Source organism: Nocardia sp. NPDC058499, from assembly GCF_042719915.1.
In the GTDB taxonomy this organism is placed as follows: domain Bacteria; phylum Actinomycetota; class Actinomycetes; order Mycobacteriales; family Mycobacteriaceae; genus Nocardia.
This window is the reverse complement of the sequence record NZ_JBHXMZ010000002.1, coordinates 167388-181954: the sequence shown is the minus strand read 5'-3', so window position 1 is coordinate 181954 and position 14567 is coordinate 167388. Positions and strand designations below refer to the sequence as shown.

General features: G+C 67.3%; 16 protein-coding genes. 10 read left to right on the top strand and 6 right to left on the bottom strand.

Annotation, left to right across the window (positions count from 1 at the left end):
• The first annotated feature begins 159 nt into the window (after nucleotides 1-159).
• Entirely contained in the window at nucleotides 160-1200 is a 1041-nt protein-coding gene (locus ACFWPH_RS05950) for a CobW family GTP-binding protein (protein WP_378748427.1), read from the top strand.
• Between the two features lie 7 nt (nucleotides 1201-1207).
• Here ACFWPH_RS05950 and ACFWPH_RS05945 read toward each other — a convergent pair whose 3' ends face one another.
• From ACFWPH_RS05945 to glp, 3 genes are read right to left on the bottom strand one after another with little or no spacing between them, the layout of a single operon-like run.
• Nucleotides 1208-1663 (bottom strand): molybdenum cofactor biosynthesis protein MoaE, encoded by a 456-nt coding sequence (locus ACFWPH_RS05945; protein WP_378748426.1) that lies wholly within the window; start codon nucleotides 1661-1663, stop codon nucleotides 1208-1210.
• Nucleotides 1656-2813 carry a bifunctional molybdenum cofactor biosynthesis protein MoaC/MoaB gene (gene moaCB / locus ACFWPH_RS05940; RefSeq protein WP_378748425.1) on the bottom strand — a complete coding sequence of 386 codons (1158 nt, stop codon included), beginning with the start codon at nucleotides 2811-2813 and terminating at the stop codon, nucleotides 1656-1658. The genes ACFWPH_RS05945 and moaCB overlap by 8 nt, the downstream gene beginning before the upstream one ends.
• Complete coding sequence (glp, locus tag ACFWPH_RS05935) at nucleotides 2810-4033, bottom strand: gephyrin-like molybdotransferase Glp (RefSeq protein ID WP_378748424.1); 1224 nt, start codon at nucleotides 4031-4033, stop codon at nucleotides 2810-2812. The genes moaCB and glp overlap by 4 nt, the downstream gene beginning before the upstream one ends.
• Before the next feature lie 144 nt (nucleotides 4034-4177).
• Here glp and moaA point away from each other — a divergent pair, with 144 nt between their 5' ends.
• Entirely contained in the window at nucleotides 4178-5236 is a 1059-nt protein-coding gene (moaA, locus tag ACFWPH_RS05930; protein ID WP_378748422.1) for a GTP 3',8-cyclase MoaA, read from the top strand.
• Nucleotides 5229-5471: a MoaD/ThiS family protein gene (locus tag ACFWPH_RS05925; RefSeq protein WP_280414616.1), complete on the top strand. Its 243-nt coding sequence runs from the start codon at nucleotides 5229-5231 to the stop codon at nucleotides 5469-5471. The genes moaA and ACFWPH_RS05925 overlap by 8 nt, the downstream gene beginning before the upstream one ends.
• Here the strand turns inward: ACFWPH_RS05925 and ACFWPH_RS05920 are convergent.
• Nucleotides 5468-5935: a VOC family protein gene (locus tag ACFWPH_RS05920; RefSeq protein ID WP_378749395.1), complete on the bottom strand. Its 468-nt coding sequence runs from the start codon at nucleotides 5933-5935 to the stop codon at nucleotides 5468-5470. The two genes, ACFWPH_RS05925 and ACFWPH_RS05920, sit on opposite strands and share 4 nt — an antisense overlap.
• Before the next feature lie 188 nt (nucleotides 5936-6123).
• Here ACFWPH_RS05920 and ACFWPH_RS05915 point away from each other — a divergent pair, with 188 nt between their 5' ends.
• From ACFWPH_RS05915 to ACFWPH_RS05905, 3 genes are all read left to right on the top strand, one after another.
• Nucleotides 6124-6837 (top strand): YciI family protein, encoded by a 714-nt coding sequence (locus ACFWPH_RS05915; RefSeq protein WP_378748421.1) that lies wholly within the window; start codon nucleotides 6124-6126, stop codon nucleotides 6835-6837.
• A complete protein-coding gene (locus ACFWPH_RS05910; RefSeq protein WP_378748420.1) occupies nucleotides 6834-8105 on the top strand; it encodes an RNA polymerase sigma factor in 1272 nt (423 codons plus the stop codon). The genes ACFWPH_RS05915 and ACFWPH_RS05910 overlap by 4 nt, the downstream gene beginning before the upstream one ends.
• Before the next feature lie 252 nt (nucleotides 8106-8357).
• On the top strand, nucleotides 8358-8732 hold the full coding sequence (locus ACFWPH_RS05905; RefSeq protein WP_378748418.1) for an iron chaperone: 375 nt from the start codon (nucleotides 8358-8360) through the stop codon (nucleotides 8730-8732).
• A 12-nt stretch (nucleotides 8733-8744) separates the two neighbouring features.
• Here ACFWPH_RS05905 and nadE read toward each other — a convergent pair whose 3' ends face one another.
• Both nadE and ACFWPH_RS05895 read right to left on the bottom strand, forming a co-directional pair.
• On the bottom strand, nucleotides 8745-9569 hold the full coding sequence (gene nadE / locus ACFWPH_RS05900; protein ID WP_378748417.1) for an ammonia-dependent NAD(+) synthetase: 825 nt from the start codon (nucleotides 9567-9569) through the stop codon (nucleotides 8745-8747).
• Between the two features lie 11 nt (nucleotides 9570-9580).
• Entirely contained in the window at nucleotides 9581-10300 is a 720-nt protein-coding gene (locus ACFWPH_RS05895; RefSeq protein ID WP_378748416.1) for a TetR/AcrR family transcriptional regulator, read from the bottom strand.
• A 93-nt stretch (nucleotides 10301-10393) separates the two neighbouring features.
• Here ACFWPH_RS05895 and ACFWPH_RS05890 point away from each other — a divergent pair, with 93 nt between their 5' ends.
• The 4 genes from ACFWPH_RS05890 to nrdE all read left to right on the top strand — a co-directional run bounded on the left by ACFWPH_RS05890 (nucleotide 10394) and on the right by nrdE (nucleotide 14447).
• On the top strand, nucleotides 10394-10963 hold the full coding sequence (locus tag ACFWPH_RS05890) for an NAD(P)H-dependent oxidoreductase (RefSeq protein ID WP_378748415.1): 570 nt from the start codon (nucleotides 10394-10396) through the stop codon (nucleotides 10961-10963).
• Between the two features lie 601 nt (nucleotides 10964-11564).
• Nucleotides 11565-11795, top strand: coding sequence for a redoxin NrdH (locus ACFWPH_RS05885; RefSeq protein WP_033242116.1), 231 nt, complete (start codon nucleotides 11565-11567; stop codon nucleotides 11793-11795).
• Between the two features lie 43 nt (nucleotides 11796-11838).
• The gene (gene nrdI / locus ACFWPH_RS05880) at nucleotides 11839-12291 is read left to right on the top strand and encodes a class Ib ribonucleoside-diphosphate reductase assembly flavoprotein NrdI (RefSeq protein ID WP_378748414.1); all 453 of its coding nucleotides are present in this window, start codon (nucleotides 11839-11841) and stop codon (nucleotides 12289-12291) included.
• Entirely contained in the window at nucleotides 12288-14447 is a 2160-nt protein-coding gene (gene nrdE, locus ACFWPH_RS05875) for a class 1b ribonucleoside-diphosphate reductase subunit alpha (protein WP_378748412.1), read from the top strand. Before nrdI ends, nrdE begins: the two co-directional genes overlap by 4 nt.
• Nucleotides 14448-14567: the final 120 nt, after the last annotated feature.

Genomic DNA, 14567 nt, shown 5'->3' with positions numbered 1-14567 from the left:
CCCATACCGATTTCTGGGATTGCGGAATTTTTTCCCATATTCCACGAAAGAAAGTCCGGTGAACGGGAATTCCGGACAACAGGCAATTTGAAACATAATCAATTCTCCTCGCCGATGGCGGGCTGCCGATGGCGGGAGCCGACTCAGTAAGGTGGTCGGGTGGCTGAGCGCATACCCGTGGTGATCGTGGCCGGATTCCTGGGCGCCGGGAAGACCACCCTGCTCAACGGTCTGCTGCACAACAACCGCGGCACCCGGATCGGTGTGGTGGTCAACGATTTCGGCGCCGTCAATATCGACGCGATGCTGGTGGCCGGGCAGGTCGACGCGATGGTATCGGTGGGCAGCGGCTGCGTCTGCTGCGCCGTGGACGTCACCGAACTCGACGAACTCTTCACCCGGTTGACCGATCCCCGGGCCGGGATCGATGTGATCGTGGTGGAGGCCAGTGGACTGGCCGAACCGCGCAATCTGGTGCGGATGGTGGTGGGCAGCGAGATCCCCCGCATCCGTTACGGCGGTCTGCTCGAAGTGGTCGATGCCGCCGAATTCGCGACCACCCGCGGCCGGCATCCGGAACTGGTGAGCCACCTGCGGCTGGCGGATCTGGTGGTCCTCAACAAGGTCGATCGGCTCGGCGCCGGCGAGGTAGCGCGACTGCGGTCGGAGATCGCGGCGATCACCGAAGGGGTCCCGGTGTACGCCACCACCCGCGGCCGTATCGACCCCGGCCTGTTGTTCGACCCCCGTAACCGTGACACTCCGCGGATAGGCGAACAGCTGAGCCTGGACGAACTCCTGCACGACCACGACGCGGACCCCGACGGCGACGAGCACCGTCATCTGCACGACGACTACACCAGCACGGTGTTCACCGCCGCCACCGGACTGCATCCCCGCCGGCTCATCGAATTCCTGGAGAATCCGCCACCGGGGTTGTTCCGCGCCAAGGGTTTCGTAACATTCGCGGTACCGGATACCGGGCGATACGTCGTGCACCTGGTGGGCCGGGCCATCACCCTGGAACCGGCCCGCCGCTCCCGCGCCGGGAACACCGAACTGGTGCTGATCGGCACCGGCCTGGACACCGGCGCGGTACACGAACGGCTACGCGCAACCGTGCACACCGGCCCGGACCCGCTCGACGAACAGACCATGCTCGGCCTCTGGCGCTACATTCCCGTGGAAAGCACCGTCTGAGCCGCGGTCAACCGCAGGCGTTCACCCATTCCGACATACCGTCGGCGAACATCTGCCGTTTCCAGATCGGCACGTCGTGTTTGATCCGGTCCACCAGCGCCGAACACGCCGCGAACGCCTCGGCGCGATGCGGCGCAGCCACCGCCGTGACGATCGCCAGATCGCCCACCGCCAGATCGCCGACCCGATGCACGGCCGCCACCGGAAGGCCCGTGGATTCCGCTATCGCGGCGCAGCATTCGCGCAGGAACCGGGTCGCCTGCGGATGCGCCGAATACTCCAGCGCCGAAACCGCCTGCCCGCCGTCGTGATCGCGGACCAATCCGGTGAATACGACAACCGCGCCGAAACTCGGACCCCGGACCGCGGCGTCCACGACGGCGGGATCCAACGGCCCGTCGCTGATTTCGGCAAGCCGGACCTCGCCGGTCCCGCCCGGAAGCTGTGCAGATTCTTCAGGCATGAGCGCTCTCGTTTCCCCTCTCGGCCCGCGGTGCCCCCTGGCCGCCCTCGTGTGCCCCGCCGCCCGCCACCTGCGCGAGCAGATGCCCCAGCAGCGGTTCGAGCACCGCGATACCGTCTTTCACACCACCCGGTGAGCCGGGCAGATTCACCACCACCGACCGTCCGGCCAGCCCCGCGACACCCCGGCTCAACGCCGCGAGCGGGAATTTCGCGGTACCCCGCTGCCGGATGGCCTCGGCCACCCCGGGCAGTTCCCGATCCAGCACGGCCGCCGTCGCTTCCGGTGTTCCGTCCGAAGGCGCCGCGCCGGTTCCGCCGGTGGTCACCACCAGGTCCGGCGCGGTCCGCAGCGCCTCGGTCAACCCCTCGGCGATATCGGCATCGGCGTAGACCAGCGGGTCACGCGTGGAATACCCGAGCGCCCGCAGCCACGACACCAGATGCGGCCCCGTGGTATCGGTCCGCGTGCCCGCCGCCGCCCCGGTGGACGCCACCACCACCACGGCCGTGCCGCTCGGCTCTCCGCCGGGCGCACCTTCGTGAGTGCCCGCGGTGGCAAGCGCTCCGTCGTCCTGTGTGTGGGGGCTGCCATCTGGGGTGTGCGCGTGAGTGGCGCTGTCGGGGGCTGGTGTCGGTGCGGAGCCAGGGCCGGTGCGGGGCCCGGGATCCGCGGGGGTCTCCGGCCGGGTCCAGTGCCCCCGTTTGCCGCCTTCCTTTGTGAGCAGCCGGACGCCGTTCAGGATCGCCGCCGGATCCACCGCCTTCACCATGTCGTGCAAGGTGAGCCCGGCGACCGCGACCGCTGTCAGGGCTTCCATCTCCACCCCGGTCGGGCCGGTGGTCTTGGCCGATGCCTCGATCGTGATCGCGGAGTCGGTGAAGCCGAATTCGACCTTCACCGAGGACAGTGCGAGCTGGTGGCACAGCGGAATCAGTTCGGAGGTTTTCTTCGCCGCAGCGATACCGGCCAGCCGGGCGGTGGCCAGCACATCGGCCTTCGGCATATCGTCGGCACGTACCAGCGCGACCACTTCAGGGGTGGTGTGCAGTTCCCCGCCGGCCACGGCGATCCGGGTGGTGTCGGCCTTGGCGCTCACATCTACCATCCGGGCCCGGCCCGCGGAATCCACATGCGACAATTCGCTCATAACGTCCACACTCGCACAGTCGCTCCGGCCGGAAGTTCGGTAACCGCCGCCGGGATATCGATCAGCACATCGGCCGCCGCCATACTCGCCACCAGATGCGATCCGGGCCCGGAAACCACGTCCACCGCACGCGGCTGTGAACCCTTCCACACCAGTTTGCCGCGCAGAAACTGCCGCCGCCCCTCCGGCGAGCGCCGGACCGCGCCGAGCAGCGGAAGTTCGTATTCCGGTGCCGGCCCCAGCCCCGCCAGGCGGCGCAGGATCGGGCGGGCGAGGACCTCGAACGACACCACGGCGCTCACCGGGTTTCCCGGAAAACTGAGCACGGGGACGCCGTCCACCACGGTCAGGCCCTGTGGTCCGCCCGGCTGCATGGCCACCGCACCGAAATCGCCGCCCAGCGGGATCAGCACCTCCCGCACCACTTCGAAATCGCCCTTGGAGACACCGCCGGTGGTGATCACCAGATCGGCCGTCGAGGCGGCGGTGCGGAGCAGCTGCCGGAAGTGGCCGGGGTCGTCACCACTGTGCTGGATCGCGACGACCTCGACACCGTTGGCGGTGAGCGCCGCGGCCAGCGCGATACCGTTCGAGTTGTAGATCTGACCGGGTCGCAGCGGGTTGCCCGGCGCGACCAGTTCGTCGCCGGTACTGATGACGACCGCCCGCACCGGCGCGAAAACCGGCAGCCGTGCCAGTCCGGCCGCGGCGCATGCCGCGATATGCCGGGGCGCGAGGGTCGTGCCGGCGGTGACCAGTTCGGCGCCCGCGCGCACATCGCTGCCCGGTTCCCGGACGAAGTCGCCTGCCGACCGCCCGCGTTCGATCCGGACGGTATCGGCGCCGGCGGTCGTATCCTCCACCGGAACCACGCAGTCTGCGCCCGGCGGCAGCGGTGCTCCGGTCATCACTTTGCGCGCCGTACCGGGGGCGAGTGGCTGCAGGCCGGGGTCGCCGGCGGCCACCACACCGGTGAGCGGCAGATCGACGGGTGGTCCGGCCACATCCTGGGCCCGGACCGCGTAACCGTCCATCGCCGAATTCCGGAATACCGGCAGATCGATCGGCGCATGCATGTCTGCGGCCAGTTGCCGGCCGAGCGCTTCGGCCACCGGCACCGTATCGACCGGCCGGGCGGCGAGTGGGCGCAACAGTTGTTCGATGGTGTCGCGGTAGTCGTCCGCCGACCGGACCGGGGGACTGGCGGGCCGAGAGATCATGCGCTCAGACTAATGGCGGCGGCCGGACCCGCGTCGCCGTATCGCCCGCCGTCCGCCACGCCCGCGCGGACCATGGGCCGGGCATTATGGAGCGATTCGGCGGAGGAAAGGTGCGTGTGGCGGCCCGGCGTCCATAATGGTGGGGTGACGCTGGTCGATATGGGGATACCCACAGTGCGGTCCGGGCGCCCCTCGCTGGATGGGCGTCCGGAAACGCCGCTGCTGGTGGACCGGTTCGGCCGCACCGCGCGCGACCTGCGGGTTTCCATTACCGAGAAATGTTCGCTGCGCTGTACCTACTGCATGCCCGAAGAGGGGCTGCCCGCGATACCGCAGGAAGAACTGCTCACCGCGGGCGAAATCGTCAGGCTGGTCACCCTCGCGGTGCGTGAGCTGGGGATTCGCGAGGTCCGCTTCACCGGCGGGGAACCGCTGATGCGGCGCGATCTGGAGGAGATCGTGGCCGGCTGCCATACCGCCGCCCCGGAGATCCCCCTGGCGATGACCTCGAACGGGATCGGATTGCGCCATCGCGCGGCCGAGCTGGCCGAAGCCGGCCTGAGCCGGGTCAATATCTCCCTGGACACCGTCGACCGCGCCGGTTTCGCCCGGCTCACCCGTCGCGACCGGCTGGAATCGGCACTGTCCGGGATCCGGGCCGCGGGCGCGGCCGGATTGGCGCCGGTGAAGGTGAACGCGGTGCTCATGCGGGAAACCCTCGACGGCGCCCCCGACCTGCTGCGCTGGTGTCTCGACGAGGGCTGTGAACTGCGGTTCATCGAGGAGATGCCGCTGGACGCCGACCACGAATGGGCGCGGGCCAATATGGTCACCGCCGCCGAACTGCTCGATGTGCTCGGCACCCGTTACCGGCTCACCGCCGCCGGCCGCGAAGACCCGTCCGCCCCCGCCGAAACCTGGCTGGTCGACGGCGGGCCCGCCACCGTCGGCATCATCGCCTCGGTCACCCGCAAATTCTGCGATACCTGCGACCGCACCCGCCTCACCGCCGACGGTATGCTCCGATCCTGCCTGTTCAGTGATCAGGAGTTCGATCTGCGCGGCGTGCTCCGCGCGGGTGCGAGCGACGAGGATCTGGCGCAGCTGTGGCGCGGCGCCATGTGGCAGAAATGGGCGGGTCACGGTATCGATGCCGCGGACTTCGTCCCACCGGAACGCACGATGGGAGCAATAGGTGGTTGAGGTCCGCTATTTCGCCGCCATCGCCGACGCGGTCGGCAAGGATGCCGAAACCCTGGACCTTCCGCCCGGCGCCACCGTCGCCGACCTGCGTACCCGCCTGGCCGCCACCTACGGCCCGGACCTCGACAAGATGCTCGCTGTCTGCGCCTACCTGGTGGGCGACGAACTGACCCGCGACACCACGGTCGCCCTCACCCCTCGCGTCGACGTCCTCCCACCCTTCGCCGGCGGTTAGTGTCCGGGCGTTCGGAGCGGCTGCCGATCAGTGGCGCCGGAGCTGATGTTGATGTTGATGTTGACCATCCAGGTGATCCCGAACCGGTCGACGACCGAGCCCGCCTCGTCACCCCAGACCTGCCTCTCCAGCGGCAGAGTGACGGTGCCGCCTTCCGAGAGCCGCTGAAAAGAGGTGCGCAGTTCGCCGCCGTCCTCGCCGCTCAGGAAGAGCGCGACATTGTTGCCCGGGCGATAGGGCGGGTGGCCTGGCCTGTTGTCAGGGAAGTCCCACGCCATCAGCGTGTAGCCGGCGGGAGTGTCGAGGCGGGAGTGCATGATCTTGTCGGCGTCGGGTGCGTCCGGCGAACCGAAGTCCGCGACGGTTCCCAGCTCGAGCTCGCCACCGAAGACCTGCTGGTAGAACTCCATGGCCTGTCGCGCGTTGCCGTCGAATGTGATGCACGAGTTGATCTGAGATCCCATGGGGAATCCTCTCTGTCGCCGCGACCGCTCGGGCTGTCCGCCGGTCGTCTGACCATGGTCTCGGGCAAACACGACATCTCCTGTCGTGTTTTGCCGAGATTCTCCGGTTGTGTCGAAGATCGGCATCCCCGCTCGTCGTTTTGGTGAGAGGGGTATCGGGCTCCTCACCGACGCGGAAGGATGACGATATGTATTACCTGGCATTGCTGACCGGGGACGAGGGCGAAGCCGTGGCGCAACCGGGCACGGCGGAGTTCGATGCGGAAGTCGCACAGTACGCGGCGTTCGACGCCCGGGTCGCCGAAGTGATCGCGGGCGGGGCCGCGCTGTATCCGTCGGCGGACGCCGTGACGATCCGGCAGGGTGGCACGGACACGTTGGTCACCGATGGGCCGTTCGCCGAGCACGCCGAGGTGGTCGGTGGGTTCTATGTGTTCGATGTGCCCGACCTGGACGCGGCGACGGAGCTTGTCCGGCAGCTACCGGCGGTGGCGACGGGGGCGGTCGAGCTCCGTCCGCTGGTCCAGTGGCTGCCACATGGCGAGCCGGGACCGGACTGGTGGATGGCGCTGCTGTGGGAGCAGGCGGATTCGACACTCACGCCGGGTACGCCGGAGTGGGATGCCGCGGTCGCCGAGCACCAGCGGTTCGGTGAGCGGGTCGGGGCGGTGCTGCGCGGCGGCGGCGCGCTGCAACCGCCGTCCACCGCGACCACCGTGCGCGGCACCGACGGTCCACCGCTGCTCACCGATGGACCTTTCACCGAAACAGCGGAGGTGGTGGCCGGTCTGTACCTGTTCACAGCGCCGGATCGCCGCGCCGCTGCGGAGATCGCCGCGAAGATTCCGATCGGGCCCGGCGGCGGCACCGAGGTCCGGCAGGTGGTGAACCTCGGAGCATGAGCGCGGCGCGGCCGGCGGTCGATCTCGATGGCGTGTACCGGGCCGAGTTCGGCCGCGCGGTGGCCACCCTTGCCCGGTTCACCGGTGATATCGCTCTGGCCGAGGACGCGGTCCAGGAGGCGTTCGCGATCGCGTTGCGTACCTGGGACCGCGACGGTGCCCCGGCGAATCCGGGCGCCTGGATCACCACGACCGCCCGCCGGCGCGCCCTGGACCGGCTGCGCCGGGAGTCCGCGCGCCACGGCAAGGAACACGAGGCCGTACTGACCGCACCGGGCCCCGCGGATATCGAGGTGAGCGAATTGCCCGACGACCAGCTGCGGATGATCTTCACCTGCTGTCATCCCGCACTCGCGCCCGAATCGCGGGTGGCGTTGACGCTGCGGCTGGTGTGCGGTCTGCGGACCGCCGAGATCGCCCGGGCCTTCCTGCAATCGGAGGCGACGGTGGCGCAGCGGATCAGTCGCGCGAAGGCCAAGATCCGGCACGCCGGGATACCGTTGCGGGTGCCGCCCGCACATCTGCTGCCGGAACGGGCGCCGACGGTGCTCGCGGTGGTGTATCTGCTGTTCACCGAGGGCTACTTCGCGACGGCCGGCCCCACGCCGGTGCGTGACGAACTGTGTGACGAGGCGCTGCGGGTCGGGCGGCTGCTGTGCGGGCTGTTACCGGTCGAGGAGCGGGCCGTGCGAGCCGAGGCGCACGGACTGCTCGCCCTCATGCTGCTGACCGACAGCCGCCGCTCGCAACGCCGGGGCGACGACGGCGAATTGATCCCGTTGGAGGAGCAGGACCGCGGCCGGTGGGATCGCCAGGCGATCCGGGCCGGGCTGAACTGTCTGCTGGTGGCGGCCGAGGGCGGCGGGCCGTACCTGGCCCAGGCCCGGATCGCGGCGGCGCACGCCGTCGCCCCGACCTGGGCGGCCACCGACTGGACTGCGATTGTGGCGGCCTACGACGAACTACTCGGCTACACGCCGTCACCCGCGGTCCGGGTGAACCGAGCTGTCGCGGTGGGCTTCCGCGACGGCCCGGAGGCGGGTCTGCGAGCGCTGGAGGAGGTCGCGGACGGCAGCCGAGTGGGCGAGGGGCAGCCGATAGCGGCCGCACGCGCCGACCTGTACCGCCGAGCCGGACGCTTCACCGAGGCCGCACAGAACTACCGGATCGCGCTGGTGGCCGCCGGAAACGATGCCGCGCGCGGATATCTGCGCCGCCGGCTGGCCGAGGTCGAGCGCACTTGCCGGGCCGAGGGGCCCGGTGCATAGATGCCGGTGCGCGTGAAACAGCGGCTGCCAGTCGGCGCGCAGGAATCTTTTGCCCGCAATGCTGAGCGAGGAGGTGTCGTCGGGCGTGGTGGTCGCTGATAGCGCACTCCGCCGCTCTGCCCGCCGAGCGGGTCGAGGACACGCTCTATGGTCCGGGCTCGGTGGGCGCCGAGCCTCCGGACGCGCGAACGGCGGCGGCCCCGGCGCTACCTCGGCCTTCTCACGCAACCGGTCCTTGCGCGGCGTTAGGGTATGCCCGTGGTGCAGAGCACGGCAGCAGATGTCGACACCTACCTGGCCGGACTCCCTGACGACAGGCGGGTCCACGCGACCGTCCTGCGGGACCTGTGCCGGACCGAACTCACCGGCTATTCCGAGGTCATGGCCTACGGAATGCCCAACTACCGGTACGGCGGCAAGAGCGAGGTCGCGTTTGCCGTGCAGCGCAACTATCTGTCGTTCTACCTCATGCGCGAGGACGTCCGGGAAGCCTTCGCGCCACGACTGGCCGGTCAGGATATGGGCAAGGGCTGTCTGCGTTTCCGCGGTCCGGCCGGCCCGGACATCGAGCTGGTCCGCGACCTGCTGCGCGCCGTCGCCGCCGATCCCGGCGGCCGGGTGTGCTGAGCGAGTGTCGGGTCAGCGCCACCAGTCGTCGAGTGGGGTGACCGGAACCGTCCGCTTGTGCCGGGTGTTGCGGAAGATCGATTCGATCCGGTCGGACACCTCGGCCGTCACGTCTTTACCTTCGAGGTAATCGTCGATTTCGCTGTAGCGCAGGCCGAGTGCTTCCTCGTCGGGCAGGGCCGGGCGGTCGTCCTCGAGGTCGGCGGTCGGCACCTTCGACCACAGTCGCGACGGTGCGCCGAGTTCTTGGAGCAGGGCGGCGCCCTGGCGTTTGGTCAGGCCGGTGAGCGGGGTGAGGTCCACACCACCGTCACCGTATTTCGTGAAGAAACCGGTGACCGCTTCGGCGGCGTGATCGGTGCCGATCACCAGGAGGTTCTCCTGGCCGGCGAGGGCGTATTGGATCACCATCCGTTCTCGCGCTTTGATATTTCCCCGCACGAAATCGCGTAATTTACCGACCTTCAGTGCCGAAGCCACCTCGGCCGCCACCGCGTTCGCGCCGGGACGGACGTTGACCACCACGGATTCGTCGGGCGCGACGAAGGTCATGGCGACTCGGGCATCGGACTCGTCGGCTTGCACGCCGTAGGGCAGGCGGACCGCGACGAAACGCGCTTCGGCGCCGTCGGCGCGCAGTTCCTCGGCGGCCAGCTGGCACAGGCGCCCGGCGAGTGCGCTGTCCTGACCACCGCTGATACCCAATACGAAACCCTTTGCGGGCGTGGCGCGCAGATAGTCCTTCAGGAAATCGACGCGGCGCCGCACCTCGTCCTTGGGTTCGATACTCGGCTGTACACCCAGCTCGGCGATGATCTGATCACGCACGTTTCCCATGCCGGATCACTCTACTGCGCCGCCGGTCCGGCGACCCGGCGAACCATGGCTTCCCAGTTGCTCGCGATCTGTTCGCGGGTGTAGCCGAGGGTGCGCAGCTGATGCAGGACGAGCCCGGCGGCCAGCACGCCCAGGAGCGCGTCGGCCAGCAGGCCGTTGTCGCCGGGTGTGTCCGCTTCGCGGAGCAGCATCGCCACGTGGGTTTTCAGCACCCGGTAGGGCTGGCTCGAATAGTGCCGCTCCGGGGATCCCAGTTCGGCCGCCCGATGCAGTTCGCCCTCCACTTCGATATCGAGCAGCCGGGCCCGCCCGAAGGCGATGAGCCGGTCCATCGGCGGGGCTCCGGGGCCCAGCGGTGGCGGGCCGAAGATGAACGCTTCCTGGGCCAGGGTTTCGGAATGGTCCAGGAGTGCGTACATGAGGCCGGTGCGGCTGCCGAAGCGGCGGAATACGGTGCCTTTGCCGACGCCGGCGCGTTTGGCCAGGGCATCCATGGTGAGCGCGTCCACGCCGTGTTCGCGCACGAGTTCGCGGGCGGCGTCGAGCAGTCGCCGCCGGTTGCGGGCGGCGTCGGCGCGTTCGGCGGGTTCGGTGGTGCCGGGCAGCTGTGGGCCGACCCGGTGGGCCGGCCGGATCGGCGCGGTATGGAGTTCGTCCGCCGGGTACGGCCGGGGCGTGTCGCCGGGGCGCGGTTCGTCCGCCGGGCCCGGGCAGGGTGTGTCGTAGTTCACGGCGGGGGAGGGGCCTCCGGGGAATGTAGCGGACCATGGTCCGGTTGATCTGGGCAGTGCGATCATCACACAACTAGTACCGCAGGAGTGAATATGAGCCAGACCCGTATCGTCGTCCTCTTCGGCAGCCTTCGTAGCGCGTCCTTCAGCAAGCAGGTCGCCGAGGCCTCGGCCGGCACCGCGCCGGAGGGCGTCGACGTCTCTGTGTACGAGGGTATCGGCGATATCCCGTTCTACAACGAGGATATCGACGTACCGGGTTCGGTTCCGGCTGCCGCCGAGGCCCTGCGCGACGCGGTGGGTGCGAGCGACGGCCTGCTGCTGATCACTCCGGAATACAACGGGACGCTGCCCGCGGTACTGAAGAACGCGATCGATTGGCTGTCGCGGCCCTACGGTGCGGGAGCGATCAAAGAGAAGCCGGTCGCGATCCTGAGCGGTTCCATCAGCCCGAACGCCGCCAAGTGGGCGCATGCCGACGCGGTCAAGACGGTGGGTGTCGCCGGCGGCAAGATCGTCGACGAGGCACATCTGCACTTCGCAACCTGGGGCGAACGTTTCGGTGCGAACCCTCCGCGTGAGGATGCCGAGACGCTGCGCGAACTGGGTGAGGCGCTGCGCGCGCTGGTCAATGCGGCGAGTGGGAAACTCGTCGACGCCTGATCGCACGAGCGAATCGGGCCCGGCCCACGCTCACAGGTCGCGGAGCCGGCGCATCCGGCTCCGCAGCAGGCCGCCCCGTCCACGACGGGGCGGCCTGCTGCTGTGTGGAGTCCGGGGTGTCGCGCCTCGACTGTTCCGGCCGGGTCGTGAGAGTCTGCTGGGGTTCCCGGCGACTGGTGTGACAGGCGGTGCAGTTGCGTTTGCTGAAAAGGAACTGGACCCCGGCAATTGTGATCTGGACCACGGTGAATTCGGCGTGTCGCAACGCTGTCCTGCGGCTTACAGCTGTGAAATCACATCGTTGTGACTCGCAACATCTCGTGTTGTTTCGGAATGTCGGCCACTAGGTGTAGTGTCATCGGTACCCGAAGGCGGCGGTGTGAAGAACCCGCCGGCGGCGGGCGGAACCGGCTCGGACGTGCTGTTTCAGGGCTGGTCCTCGGAGTTTGCGCAGGATCATCCGATCGTGCCGGCACCGCGCCCCACAGACGGAACACAACCGCTGTGGATCAGTCACGCGGAGGGCTCGACCCGGAGGCGGCGGTCCGTCACCAACGAGACCGCGAGACACCGCACATTGGCACAGGAGAGAGGGACTCGAATGATCACCGTGTACACCAAGCCCGCTTGCGTCCAGTGCAATGCCACCTACAAGGCTCTCGACAAGGCCGGGGTGGATTACGAGGTCATCGATATCTCCGAGAACGCCGATGCCCGCGACTATGTGATGGCTCTCGGCTACCTGCAGGCCCCCGTCGTCGTCTCCGGTGACGAGCACTGGTCCGGCTTCCGGCCCGACCGCATCAAGGCGCTGGCCACCGTTGCCGCGTAGCTGAACCGCGCGCCCGATTCGGTCGGGGAACAGGGGAGGTGAAATGTCCGAATCGCATACCTTGGTGTACTTCTCCAGCGCTTCGGAGAACACTCACCGATTCGTCGAGAAGCTGGATCTCCCGGCGCTCCGGATCCCCCTGCACACCACGGCCGAAACGTTGCACGTCGACGAACCCTACGTGCTGATCGTCCCCACCTACGGGGGCGGTCGGCACGTCCTGGGTTCGACCCGCTCCGATAAGGAATTCGTACCGCGCCAGGTCGCCAAGTTCCTCAACGATCGGCACAACCGCGCCCTGTTGCGCGGGGTGATCGCCGCCGGGAACACGAACTTCGGCGACACCTTCTGCTTCGCAGGTGATGTGATCTCCCGCAAATGCGGGGTGCCCTACCTGTACCGCTTCGAACTCATGGGAACCGCTGAGGACGTGGCCCGCGTCCGAGAGGGATTGGGATTGTTTTGGCAGCAACAACGACAGCACCAGCAGGTATGACGGCCCGGCTGGAGCAGCCCCCGCAGCGCGAAAGCGTTCCCGGTGAGGTCTTGGACTACCACGCCCTCAACGCGATGCTGAACCTGTACGGGCCGAACGGCGAGATCCAGTTCGACAAGGATCGCGAGGCCGCCAACCAGTACTTCCTGCAGCACGTCAACCAGAACACCGTCTTCTTCCACAACCTCGACGAGAAGCTCGACTACCTCGTCGAGGAGAACTACTACGAGCCCGAGGTACTCGAGCAGTACAGCCGGGCGTTCGTGAAGAAGCTGTTCCAGCAGGCCTACGACAAGAAGTTCCGGTTCCCGACCTTCCTCGGCGCGTTCAAGTATTACACCTCTTACACCCTCAAAACCTTCGACGGGAAGCGTTACCTCGAACGTTTCGAGGACCGGGTGTGCATGGTCGCGCTCACGCTGGCCGCCGGTGACGAGGTGCTGGCGCGGCAGCTGGTCGAGGAGATCATCGACGGCCGCTTCCAGCCGGCCACCCCGACCTTCCTCAATTCGGGTAAGAAGCAGCGCGGTGAACCGGTGTCCTGCTTCCTGCTGCGGATCGAAGACAATATGGAGTCCATCGGGCGTTCCATCAACTCGGCGTTGCAGCTGTCCAAGCGTGGCGGCGGAGTGGCGTTGCTGCTCACCAATATTCGTGAGCACGGGGCGCCGATCAAGAAGATCGAGAACCAGTCCTCGGGTGTTATCCCGATCATGAAGCTGCTCGAGGATTCGTTCTCCTACGCCAACCAGCTCGGCGCGCGGCAGGGCGCGGGTGCGGTGTACCTGCACGCCCACCACCCCGATATCTACCGTTTCCTCGACACCAAACGGGAGAACGCGGACGAGAAGATCCGTATCAAGACCCTCTCGCTGGGCGTGGTGATCCCCGATATCACCTTCGAACTGGCGAAGAAGAACGAGGACATGTACCTGTTCTCGCCCTATGACGTGGAGCGGATCTACGGTAAGCCGTTCGCCGATATCGACGTCACCGAGAAGTACTACGAGATGGTCGACGACAAGCGGATCCGCAAATCGAAGATCAAGGCGCGCGAGTTCTTCCAGACCATCGCCGAGCTGCAGTTCGAATCCGGCTACCCCTACATCATGTTCGAGGATACGGTGAACCGGGCCAACCCGATCGCCGGCAAGATCACCCATTCGAACCTGTGCTCGGAGATCCTGCAGGTCTCCACCCCCTCGGTGTACAACGACGATCTCACCTACGCCGAGGTGGGCAAGGACATCTCCTGCAACCTGGGGTCGCTGAACATCGCGAAAACCATGGACTCACCGGATTTCGCGCAGACCATCGAGACCGCGATCCGGGCGCTCACCGCGGTCTCCGATCAGACGCATATCTACTCGGTGCCCTCCATCGAACAGGGCAACAACTCCTCGCACGCCATCGGCCTGGGGCAGATGAACCTGCACGGTTTCCTGGCGCGGGAACATATCCACTACGGGTCCGAGGAGGGCCTGGATTTCACCAACATCTACTTCTACACCGTGGTCTACCACGCCTTGCGTGCCTCGAATCTGCTTGCGCAGGAACGGGGTACGTACTTCGGCGGGTTCCCGGAGTCGAAGTACGCCAGTGGTGAATACTTCGACAAGTACACCGGTCAGGTGTGGGAGCCGAAAACCGATCGGATTGCGCAACTGTTCGCCGACGCCGAGATTCACATCCCCACCCAGGATGATTGGCGGCAGCTGAAGTCCGCGGTCATGGAACACGGGATCTACAACCAGAACCTGCAGGCCGTCCCGCCGACCGGTTCGATCTCCTACATCAACCACTCCACCAGCTCCATCCATCCGGTGGCGTCGAAGATCGAGATCCGCAAGGAAGGCAAGATCGGCCGCGTCTACTATCCGGCCCCGTACATGACCAACGACAACCTGGACTACTACCAGGACGCATACGAAATCGGCTACGAGAAGATCATCGACACCTACGCCGCCGCCACCCAGCACGTGGACCAAGGCCTGTCGCTGACACTGTTCTTCAAGGACACCGCCACCACCCGCGACCTGAACCGCGCCCAGATCTACGCCTGGCGCAAGGGGATCAAAACCCTCTACTACATCCGCCTCCGGCAGATGGCGCTGGAAGGCACCGAGGTCGAGGGCTGCGTGAGCTGCATGCTCTGAGCGGACACCGGAACATATAGTGGCGGGGGGGAAACGAGGAAGAGGGGGGGGGGTAAAGCATGCTTTGTTGCGCCCCCCCCAACAAACCCCGCCACACACCCCAAAAAAAAACAGCGCAGG

Excerpts from the sequence above, each read along its gene's own strand:
- ACFWPH_RS05945 (WP_378748426.1), bottom strand. The coding sequence starts at position 1,663 with ATGCCTGAAGAATCTGCACAGCTTCCGGGCGGGACCGGCGAGGTCCGG.
- moaCB (WP_378748425.1), bottom strand. The coding sequence starts at position 2,813 with ATGAGCGAATTGTCGCATGTGGATTCCGCGGGCCGGGCCCGGATGGTA.
- glp (WP_378748424.1), bottom strand. The coding sequence starts at position 4,033 with ATGATCTCTCGGCCCGCCAGTCCCCCGGTCCGGTCGGCGGACGACTAC.
- ACFWPH_RS05920 (WP_378749395.1), bottom strand. The coding sequence starts at position 5,935 with ATGGGATCTCAGATCAACTCGTGCATCACATTCGACGGCAACGCGCGA.
- ACFWPH_RS05915 (WP_378748421.1), top strand. The coding sequence starts at position 6,124 with ATGTATTACCTGGCATTGCTGACCGGGGACGAGGGCGAAGCCGTGGCG.
- ACFWPH_RS05910 (WP_378748420.1), top strand. The coding sequence starts at position 6,834 with ATGAGCGCGGCGCGGCCGGCGGTCGATCTCGATGGCGTGTACCGGGCC.
- ACFWPH_RS05905 (WP_378748418.1), top strand. The coding sequence starts at position 8,358 with ATGCCCGTGGTGCAGAGCACGGCAGCAGATGTCGACACCTACCTGGCC.
- nadE (WP_378748417.1), bottom strand. The coding sequence starts at position 9,569 with ATGGGAAACGTGCGTGATCAGATCATCGCCGAGCTGGGTGTACAGCCG.
- ACFWPH_RS05890 (WP_378748415.1), top strand. The coding sequence starts at position 10,394 with ATGAGCCAGACCCGTATCGTCGTCCTCTTCGGCAGCCTTCGTAGCGCG.
- ACFWPH_RS05885 (WP_033242116.1), top strand. The coding sequence starts at position 11,565 with ATGATCACCGTGTACACCAAGCCCGCTTGCGTCCAGTGCAATGCCACC.
- nrdI (WP_378748414.1), top strand. The coding sequence starts at position 11,839 with ATGTCCGAATCGCATACCTTGGTGTACTTCTCCAGCGCTTCGGAGAAC.
- nrdE (WP_378748412.1), top strand. The coding sequence starts at position 12,288 with ATGACGGCCCGGCTGGAGCAGCCCCCGCAGCGCGAAAGCGTTCCCGGT.